This window comes from Amycolatopsis sp. NPDC054798 (assembly GCF_053611505.1).
In genome coordinates, this window is record NZ_JBSHAM010000181.1 from 1 (window position 1) to 9,102 (window position 9,102).

The 9,102-nt window shown below is 70.1% G+C and carries 10 protein-coding genes; 7 read left to right on the forward strand and 3 right to left on the reverse strand.

Features of this window, described 5'->3' with window-relative positions; translation table 11 throughout:
- Nucleotides 1-485 precede the first annotated feature (485 nt).
- Nucleotides 486-920 (reverse strand): OsmC family peroxiredoxin, encoded by a 435-nt coding sequence (locus ACWGIC_RS43980; protein WP_452081883.1) that lies wholly within the window; start codon nucleotides 918-920, stop codon nucleotides 486-488.
- Nucleotides 921-1,037: 117 nt separating this feature from the next.
- On the opposite strand from ACWGIC_RS43980, the gene ACWGIC_RS43985 reads away from it, so the two are divergent.
- Nucleotides 1,038-1,547, forward strand: coding sequence for a DinB family protein (locus ACWGIC_RS43985; RefSeq protein ID WP_452081884.1), 510 nt, complete (start codon nucleotides 1,038-1,040; stop codon nucleotides 1,545-1,547).
- Nucleotides 1,544-1,987, forward strand: a complete 444-nt coding sequence (locus ACWGIC_RS43990; RefSeq protein WP_452081885.1) for a mycothiol transferase — start codon at nucleotides 1,544-1,546, stop codon at nucleotides 1,985-1,987. The genes ACWGIC_RS43985 and ACWGIC_RS43990 overlap by 4 nt, the downstream gene beginning before the upstream one ends.
- Here ACWGIC_RS43990 and ACWGIC_RS43995 read toward each other — a convergent pair.
- Both ACWGIC_RS43995 and ACWGIC_RS44000 read right to left on the reverse strand, forming a co-directional pair.
- Entirely contained in the window at nucleotides 1,974-2,753 is a 780-nt protein-coding gene (locus ACWGIC_RS43995) for a DUF1295 domain-containing protein (RefSeq protein WP_452081886.1), read from the reverse strand. The genes ACWGIC_RS43990 and ACWGIC_RS43995 overlap by 14 nt on opposite strands.
- A complete protein-coding gene (locus tag ACWGIC_RS44000) occupies nucleotides 2,750-3,988 on the reverse strand; it encodes a class I SAM-dependent methyltransferase (RefSeq protein ID WP_452081887.1) in 1,239 nt (412 codons plus the stop codon). Before ACWGIC_RS44000 ends, ACWGIC_RS43995 begins: the two co-directional genes overlap by 4 nt.
- Before the next feature lie 63 nt (nucleotides 3,989-4,051).
- Between ACWGIC_RS44000 and ACWGIC_RS44005 the strand changes: the two genes are divergently transcribed.
- The 5 genes from ACWGIC_RS44005 (at nucleotide 4,052) to ftsZ (ending at nucleotide 8,940) form a co-directional block, all read left to right on the forward strand.
- Nucleotides 4,052-5,332 (forward strand): NAD(P)/FAD-dependent oxidoreductase, encoded by a 1,281-nt coding sequence (locus ACWGIC_RS44005; protein ID WP_452081888.1) that lies wholly within the window; start codon nucleotides 4,052-4,054, stop codon nucleotides 5,330-5,332.
- The gene (locus tag ACWGIC_RS44010; protein WP_452081892.1) at nucleotides 5,326-6,051 is read left to right on the forward strand and encodes a DUF1365 domain-containing protein; all 726 of its coding nucleotides are present in this window, start codon (nucleotides 5,326-5,328) and stop codon (nucleotides 6,049-6,051) included. The genes ACWGIC_RS44005 and ACWGIC_RS44010 overlap by 7 nt, the downstream gene beginning before the upstream one ends.
- Nucleotides 6,044-6,637, forward strand: coding sequence for an ECF RNA polymerase sigma factor SigK (sigK, locus tag ACWGIC_RS44015; RefSeq protein WP_452081889.1), 594 nt, complete (start codon nucleotides 6,044-6,046; stop codon nucleotides 6,635-6,637). The genes ACWGIC_RS44010 and sigK overlap by 8 nt, the downstream gene beginning before the upstream one ends.
- A complete protein-coding gene (locus ACWGIC_RS44020) occupies nucleotides 6,634-7,395 on the forward strand; it encodes an anti-sigma factor (RefSeq protein WP_452081890.1) in 762 nt (253 codons plus the stop codon). Before sigK ends, ACWGIC_RS44020 begins: the two co-directional genes overlap by 4 nt.
- A gap of 228 nt (nucleotides 7,396-7,623) precedes the next feature.
- Complete coding sequence (ftsZ, locus tag ACWGIC_RS44025) at nucleotides 7,624-8,940, forward strand: cell division protein FtsZ (protein ID WP_452081891.1); 1,317 nt, start codon at nucleotides 7,624-7,626, stop codon at nucleotides 8,938-8,940.
- The last annotated feature ends 162 nt before the right edge of the window (nucleotides 8,941-9,102 follow it).

A 9,102-nucleotide genomic window follows, 5' to 3' on the forward strand; every position in this document is an offset into this window, starting at 1 on the left:
GTGCTTGTCAAGGCGGGAAAGATGCCTTGACAAGCACCCGCCGTCCGCGTTTTTGGCTTCGTATCGGGGTGCGGGGGAGTGTGGGTGCGTTGGTGGGTTTGGGTGCGCGGGTGCGGTTGGGCAGGTGGGGCGCGGGGCTTGGGTGTGTGGGCGGGGTGGGTTCGCGGGCTGCGGTGGGGTGGTGGGGCGCGGGGTTTGGGTGCCTTGATGAGTTGGGTTCGCGGGTGGCGATTGGGTGAGGGGTCGGGGCTAGCGCCCCAATGTGGCATTGGGTGCGTGGGACGCACCGAACGCCACATTGGGTGCGTGGGATGCACCCAATGTGGCGTTGGGGGAGTGTGGCGGCGGGGCGGGGGTGGGCCGTGAAGGGCTCCTTGAGGGAATCTAAGTCCGGGAAGGGGCCCTTCACGGACCGTCGAAGGTCGTGAGGGGAACCCTGGGGGAATCAGGGGCTGCGAAGGTTCCCCTCACGGAACGCGCGGGGGTCAGGCGAGGGCGGCGTCCAGGGTGATGGTGGTGCCGGAAAGGGCTTTGGAGACCGGGCAGGTTTTTTCCGCGGTTTCGGCCAGTTCGGCGAATTGTTCCGCGGTGACGCCGTCCAGTTTCGCGCGCAGGGTGATGGCGATTCCGCTGATTTCGAAGCCGCCGCCTTGGGCTGGGCCGAGGGTTACTTCGGCGGAGACGTCGATGGATTCGGCTTCGAGGTTCTGGGATTCCAGAACGCCGGAGAGGTTCATCGCGAGGCAGCTGGAGTGGGCGGCGGCGATGAGTTCTTCGGGGCTGGTCTGGCCGTCCGGATCGCCCGCGCGGGTCGGGAAGGACACCTCGTAGGTGCCCAGGTTCGACGAGTCGAAGGTGACCTCGCCCTTGCCTTTCTGCAGTCCGCCGGTCCAGTGGGTGGTCGCGTCGCGGCTGGGCATCGCTGTCTCCTCGAGGTCGGGCTGACAAGCGCTGACATCCATGAAGGTAGCGCACAATTACATTGTGCACAAGTTAAATCCCGAAAACGGGTGGCCGGGTGCGGCAGACTGCGAGGCGTGACCGATGCTCCTGAACGTCCTGACCCGCCGATGGCGGGGGACGAGCGCACCCAGCTCACCGGCTTCCTCGATTTCCTGCGCGCCAGCGTCGTGTGGAAATGCTCCGGGCTCACCGACGAGCAGGCCCGCCGGGCGCACGTGCCCAGCGAGTTGACCACGATCGCCGGGCTGTTGTGCCATCTCACTCTCGTGGAGAACTACTGGTTCCGCGTCGTGCTCGACGGGCAGCCGGACGAGTGGGAGGAGCGGCTCGAGATCGATCGCGACGCTGAGTTCCGGCTCGCGCTGGAGTTGCCGATGGCGCAGTTGATCGCCGACTACGAGGCTGAGGCCGAGAAGTGCCGGGAGGTCGTCGCTGCTCGGGGGTTCGGCGACACGGTGCTGTTCAAGGGGGACAAACCGCTCACGGTGCGCTGGGTCGTCGCGCACATGATCGAGGAGACCGCGCGCCATCTCGGGCATCTTGACCTTCTGCGCGAGCTGACCGACGGTCTCACCGGGGAGTGAACCTCGATCGCGCGCAGCTGGTCGACGACCTCGAACTGCTGCGCGCGACCGTGGCGTGGAAGTGCTCCCAACTCACCGAGGAACAGGCCCGCTGGCCCGGCGAGCTGATGACAGCCGCCGGGATCTTGTGGCATCTGGCGGTGGTCGAGAACACCGTGCACGACGTCGTGGCCACTGGGCAGCCGGAGCGGTGGGCCGAGCGGCTGGAAGCGGGGCGGGACGCCGCCTTCTCGGTTGGCCTCGATCTGCCGTTCGACGAGTTGCGCAGTGCTTACCGGGACAACGTCGAGCTGTGCCGCGAGGCTCTCTCGGAGCGGTCGTTCGACGATCCGGTCGGGTTCGACGGCGATCGGCTCGTGACGGTGGGGTCGGTCGTCGAGCACTTGATCGGCGAGACCTCCCGGCATCTGGAACTGTTGCGCGGGCTCATCGGCGAGTGAGCTTTTTCGGAGGCAACGGGAAGAAACCGCTGGTGCGCGCGATGTAGTCGGCGTAGCCGGGGCGGGTTTGCCGCATGCCTTTCTCCAGCATGGGCTTGCCGGTGCCGCGGGCGAGGGTGAACGTCATCGCGATCGGGGACAGGATCGTCGCGGCGCCGGGCCAGGTCGAGCAGGCCAGCAGGTAGAGGCCCCACCAGACACAGGCGTCGCCGAAATAGTTCGGGTGGCGGGTGTAGCGCCACAGGCCGGTGTCGAGAACCTGGCCCCGGTTCGCCGGGTTCTCGCGGAACCGGCGGAGCTGCTCGTCGCCGACGGTTTCGAAGGCGAAGCCGACCAGCCAGACGGCCACGCCCAGCCAGGCGGTGACGCCGAAACCCGTGCCGGACATGGCGAATTGCACTGGCAGCGAGACGAACCACAGAACCACGGCCTGCATCAGGTAGGTCCGCACGAAGATCCGGACGCCGGGGTTCGCGCCCGCGCGTTCGACGATCTCCTGGTAGCGCGGGTCTTCCGGCTTGCCGCGGTTGCGCAGGTGCAGGTGGACGGCCAGGCGCACGCCCCAGATGACGGTGAGCGCGGCGGCCGTCAGGCGCAGGGCGAGCGGGCCGGTGCCGAACGGGAACGAGACCACGGCGACAAGGGCGAAACCCAAGCCCCAGAAGGTGTCGATGGTGTCGTAGCGGCCGCGCAGACGGGCGATGCCGAAGGTCAGGGTCACCGCGGCCAGGGTGACTCCGGCGGTGAGGCCGAGCAGCGCGATCATGCCCACTCCCTCGTCCACGGCATTTCGGAGCGGCCGTTCGCGTCGGGACGCACGGCCAGAATCTGGTCTACGCCCATCCGGTTCTCCTCGAAGGCGAGCGCGCCGCCCACGAGGTACAGCCGCCAGACTCGCGCGCCTGCCTCGCCGATCAGTGCGACGGCCTCGTCCCAGTGTTGCTCCAGGGTGTCGGCCCAGGCTCGCACCGTGGAGACGTAGTGCTCGCGCAGCGCGTGCACGTCGCGGATTTCGAAGCCTGCGGTCTCGAGGTGGCCGAGAGTGCGGCTGAGCGGGCGCATGGTCATGTCGGGGGCGATGTAGCGCTCGATGAACGCCCCGCCGCCGGGCGCGACCGCCCCGCGCGACATCTGCTGCAGCAGCAGTCGTCCGGCGGGTTTGAGCATGCGGTACAAGGTGCCGGTGTAGGTCGGGTAGTTCTCTTCGCCGACGTGTTCGCCCATCTCGACGGACGCTACGGCGTCGAAGGGTTCCCCGGCGAGGTCCCGGTAGTCCTGCCTGCGGACCTCGACGCGGCCGTCCAGATCGTGCTGCGCCAGCCGGGTTTTGACGTGCTGCACCTGCTCGGCGGAGATCGTGACGCCGACCGCCTCGACGCCGTGGTGCTTCGCCGCGTGCACGAGCAGCGAACCCCAGCCGCAGCCGACGTCGAGGAGCCGCATGCCCGGGCGCAGGCCGAGCTTCCGGCAGATCAGTTCGAGTTTGTCGTGCTGGGCGCGGGCGAGATCGGCGGTCTCGGACCAGTAGCCCGAGGAGTACGCCATCGAGTCGTCCATCAGCAGCTGGTAGAAGGCGTTCGACAGGTCGTAGTGGTGCGAGATCGCCGAACGGTCCCGGCCGAGGGTGTGCAGTTTCCCGCGCAGCCGGGCTTCCTCGGCGGGCGGTTTCGGCGGCAGGCCGAACACTCCGAGCCGGGCGGCGAGGCGGACTGCCTCGCCGAAGTCTCGCGCGGACAGCTGCGGCCGGTAAGCCCAGGCCCGCCGGAACCCTTCGGTGAGATCGCCCTCGACATCCAGGTCGCCGGAGACGTACGCCCGCGCCAGGCCCAGCTCGCCGGGGGCATACAGCAGCCAGCGCAGCGCGCGGCGGTTTTTCAGGACGACAGTCGGCCCGGCTGGCCCGGCCCGGTGCCCGTCCCAGGTGCGGACGGCCACCGGCAGCGGGCCGCCGAGAATGCGTTCGGCGAAGTCGGCTAGTCGGTCAGCTGCGGATTTCGGCATACCAGGACTTCGAAGCAGAAGTTCGCGCGGATTGGTTCCAATCCGGCCGGACGACGGCGCCGAATGCCCTCCGTGCACCACACCACGGGACAACGCATCGCTGTCATCGGCAGCGGGGTCGCCGGCCTCACCGCCGCGTACCTGCTGCAGCGCCGCTACGAGGTTCTGCTGTTCGAGTCCGACGACCGGCTCGGCGGCCACGCCCACACGCACGACGTGCCGAGCGCGCACGGCGGCACAGTGGCCGTCGATTCCGGGTTCCTCGTCCACAACGAGCGCACCTACCCGACGCTGCTGCGCCTGTTCGGCGAGCTCGGCGTCCGCACCCGCGACACCGAGATGTCGATGAGCATCCGCTGCGACGGCTGCGGCCTGCAGTACGCCGGGGCGAAAGGCGTGCGCGGGCTGTTCGCGCAACGCGGCAACGCCGCCTCTGCGCGCTACCTGCTCATGCTGGCCGAGGTGAAGCGGTTCCACCGGCACGCCGCACGCCTGCTGGACCGCGCCGAGGCCGGTGACGTCCCGCTCGGCGCCTTCCTGGCGATCGGCGGGTACTCGCGGTACTTCGTGGACCATTTCGTGCTGCCGCTCGTGTCGACGGTGTGGTCGGCCGACCGGGCCGACACCACGCAGTACCCCGCGCGATACCTGTTCGAATTCCTGCGCAACCACGGCATGCTCACCGTGCGGAACTCGCCGGCCTGGCGGACGGTCGTCGGCGGTTCGCGGGAGTACGTCGAGCGCGCGGCCAAGCAGCTGACCGCGGTGCACCTCTCCACCCCGGTCCGCGCGGTCCGGCGAACCGCGCGCGGCGTCGAGGTGCGCGACGACGCGGACACCGCGCACCGGGTCGACCGGGTCGTGGTCGCGACCCATGCCGATCAGGCGTTGCGGCTGCTGACGGAACCCACCGCGGCGGAACAGGAACTGCTCGGCGCCTTCCGCTACTCGCGCAACGAAGCCTGGCTGCACACCGATCCCGCGGTGCTGCCGACCGTGCCCGCCGCCCGGTCCTCCTGGAATTACCGGACGCCCGGCTGCGGGGCCGATCTGCACGCCGTCCAAGTCACCTACGACCTGAATCGCCTGATGGGCCTCGACGAGGCGACGACCTACGCTGTCACTCTCAACCCCAGCACCGGCCTCGATTCCGCCGCAGTGGTGGCGAAGATGTCCTACGAGCATCCGATCTACACGCCGGAATCCGTTGCCGCGCAACGACGTCTGCCGGAATTGAACGACGGCGTCATCGCGTACGCCGGCGCTTACCAAGGCTGGGGATTCCACGAGGACGGCTGTTCCTCCGGAGTCCGCGCCGCCGCCAGTTTCGGGGTGACCTGGTGACTGCCCTCTACGACACCACCGTCGCGCACGTCCGCCGAGCCGATCCGCCGTACTCGTTCGCACACCGGATGTATGTGTGGCTGGCTGACCTGGACCACCTGCCGCGGCTGCCGTGGTGGCTCCGGCCGTTCGCCCGCTTCGACGGCCGCGACCACTTCAGCCGGGACGAGCCCGGCGACATCCGGTCCAAACTGGACGCTTGGCTCGCGCACCGCGGAGTGGACTTGCGCGGCGGGCCGGTGACGATGCTCGCGTCGGCGCGCGTTCTCGGGTACGTGTTCAACCCGATCACCGTCTACTGGTGCTACACGCCGGACGGCGCGCTCGCCTGCGTGGTCGCCGAGGTGCACAACACCTACGGCGGCCGCCACGCCTACCTGCTCCGGCCCGGGGACGACCTGCGGGCGGACAAGGAGTTCTACGTGTCGCCGTTCCAGGAGATGGCGGGGGAGTACCGGATGCATCTGCCGCGCCCGGACGCGCTGCTCGCGCTGACCGTCGTCCTGCACCGCGAGGGGGACGCCGCGCTGACCGCTACGCTGCGAGGAGTCCGCCGTCCGGTGGGGATCCGCACGCTCGCGCGGTTCCTGCTGGGGAGGCCGCTGCAACCGCAGCGCGTCGCCGCGCTGATCCGCCGCCACGGGCTCGCGCTGTGGCGGCGCAAGGCCCCGCTCGCCGCCCGGACCGGGCAGAACACGGCAGGAGCCCTCCATGGATGAGAGCGCACGCCCGGCAGACCGGCTTTCGGCGGTGCCCCCGACGAGCGCCGAGGACCTGATGGCGCTGGTCGCGAAGGGGGACGAACGCGCCTTCGAACGGCTCTACGATCAGCTCGCCGGTCCTGTCTACGGGCTCGTCCGCCGCATCGTGCGGGACCCCGCGCAGTCCGAGGAGGTCGCGCAGGAGGTGCTGGTGGAGCTGTGGAAGACCGCCACGCGCTACTCGTCCGCGAAAGGCAGCGTCCTGAACTGGGCGATGACGCTCGCGCACCGCCGCGCTGTCGACCGGGTGCGGTCCGCGCGGGCGAGCACCGAACGCGAGCGGAAGGCGACCTTCGAGGCCGCGCGCGGACGGCCGTTCGACGAGGTCGCCGAATCCGTGGCGACCCGGCTGGAACGCTCGCAGGTGCGGCGCTGCCTGAAGACGCTGACCGAATTGCAGCGGGAATCCGTCCTCTTGGCCTACTACCAGGGCTACACCTATCGCGAGGTCGCCGACGTGCTGGACACGCCGCAGGGGACGGTCAAGACCAGATTGCGCGACGGGCTGATCCGGCTGCGCGACTGCCTGGGGGTGACGGCGTGAGCAGTCCGGAGATGCACACATTGGCCGGCGCGTACGCACTCGACGCGCTGTCGGAGGTCGAACGGGCCCAGTTCCGCCGCCATCTCGACCAGTGCGATTCCTGCGCGCAGGAAGTGCGGGAGCTGAGCGAGACCGCGGCGCGGCTCGGCGCGGCGATGGACGAGCAGCCGCCGTCCGGGCTCAAGGACCGGGTCCTCGCCGACATGCGCACGACCCGCCAGCTTCCGCCGCGGACCGGTTCCGCGGAACCTCGCCTGCGCGGCCCGCGCCGCTGGCCGATGCTGATCGCCGCCGCGGCCGCGGTCATCGGTCTCGCCCTCGCGGGCGTGTTCGGCGGGATCGCGCTGCACACCAGCAGCCAGCTGAACACCGCACAGTCCGAATTGGACGCCGCGCGCGACCGGTACCGGCCGGTGGCGGAACTGCTCGCCGCGCCGGACAGCCAGACGTCGCACGTCGCGTCTCCGCGCGGGGGCGGCGGCACGGTGGTGGTGTCGCGCAAGCTCGACCGCGTGATGTTCATGCAGTCGGGGCTGCCGCCGGTCGCGTCCGGGCAGGTGTACGAGGCCTGGCTGATGGGCCCGGGTTTCGAGCCGCGGCCGGCCGGGCTGCTGCCGGGCGGGCCGTCGGGATCGCTGGTCGTGGCGGACGGGCTGGACGGCGCGCAGCAGTTCGCGGTGAGCGTGGAGCAGGCTGGCGGATCGCCGTCGGGGAAGCCCTCGAGCGACGTGGTTCTGGTCGCTTCGGTGCCCGCATAGCAGACCCCGTTCCGGGCCCGGCGGCGGGTTCCGCCCTTGCGCGCGGCTTCGCGTTGTGGCAAAACACCTTTGCCGCTCACGGCGTGGCTACTGGATTAGAGCTTGCGCGGCGCCTACCGTCCTGCCTTGACGCCGGTGGTTGACATAACTCTCACTCTCGGGTTGAGGTTGAGGGTTTCCGGCCCCGGCGGGCGGCATGTGCACATCACGATCAGGAAGGCGGACCCGATGACGCCCCCGCACAACTACCTTGCGGTGATCAAGGTCGTCGGCATCGGCGGCGGCGGCGTGAACGCCGTGAACCGGATGATCGAGGTCGGCCTCAAGGGTGTCGAGTTCATCGCGGTGAACACCGACGCCCAGGCACTGCTCATGTCCGACGCCGACGTCAAGCTCGACATCGGCCGGGAACTGACCCGCGGCCTCGGCGCCGGCGCCGCCCCCGAGGTGGGGCAGAAGGCGGCCGAGGACCACCGCGAGGAGATCGAAGAGGTCATCAAGGGCGCCGACATGGTGTTCGTGACCGCGGGCGAGGGCGGCGGCACCGGCACCGGCGGCGCGCCGGTCGTCGCGCAGATCGCCCGCAAGCTCGGCGCGCTCACGATCGGCGTGGTGACCCGCCCGTTCACCTTCGAGGGCAAGCGCCGCGGCAAGCAGGCCGAGGAAGGCATCCAGCAGCTGCGCAACGAATGCGACACGCTGATCGTCATCCCGAACGACCGGCTGCTGCAGCTCGGCGACATCGGCGTGTCCCTGATGGACGCGTTCCGCTCCGCCGACGAGGTGCTGCTGTCCGGTGTCCAGGGCATCACCGACCTGATCACCACGCCCGGCCTGATCAACCTGGACTTCGCCGACGTCAAGAGCGTCATGTCCGGCGCGGGCTCCGCGCTGATGGGCATCGGCTCCGCGCGCGGCGAGGGACGGGCGATCCAGGCCGCGGAGAAGGCGATCAACTCGCCGCTGCTGGAAGCGTCGATGGACGGGGCGCACGGCGCGCTGCTGTCCATCGCGGGCGGATCGGACCTCGGGCTGTTCGAGATCAACGAGGCCGCGTCGCTCGTGCAGGAATCGGCGCATCCGGACGCCAACATCATCTTCGGGACGATCATCGACGACTCCCTCGGCGACGAGGTCCGCGTCACGGTGATCGCGGCCGGATTCGACGCCGGCGCGCCCACGCACAAGAAGCTCGACCCGCCCGCGTTCGGCGGCAAACAGGGCAACGGCACCGCGTCCGCCTCGGCGGGCCAGGTGGGCGGCGGTTCGGCTCCGCAGTCCCCGCCGCAGAGCGGGGCCACCCCGGTCCCGCCCGCGGGCAGCTCCGGCTACCCGGTGGCCCCGCCGCGGACGCCGTCCTCGGGCCTGCCGCAGCCGGGCACCGGCACGCCGCCGGGCGGTCTTCCGCAGCCGGGCGGCGGCTCGCGGGGGTATTCGCCGATCGGTTCCGGTTCCGCGACGGGCGGTCTGCCGAGCCGTCCGACGACGGTGCACGACGACCCGACCGACGACGACGTGGACGTTCCGCCGTTCATGCGGCGGTAAGCACGGATTCCGGCTGACGGCCGTCCCGGCTTGTCCGGGGCGGCCGTTGTCGTGTCCGGGCCCTCGGGTGTGGGGGGGGGGGGGGTTAAACGCCAAACCCCCCAAAAAAACCCCCCCCCCCCCCCCCCCCCAGGAGCCGAGGAGAAAAAAAAAAAAAAAAAA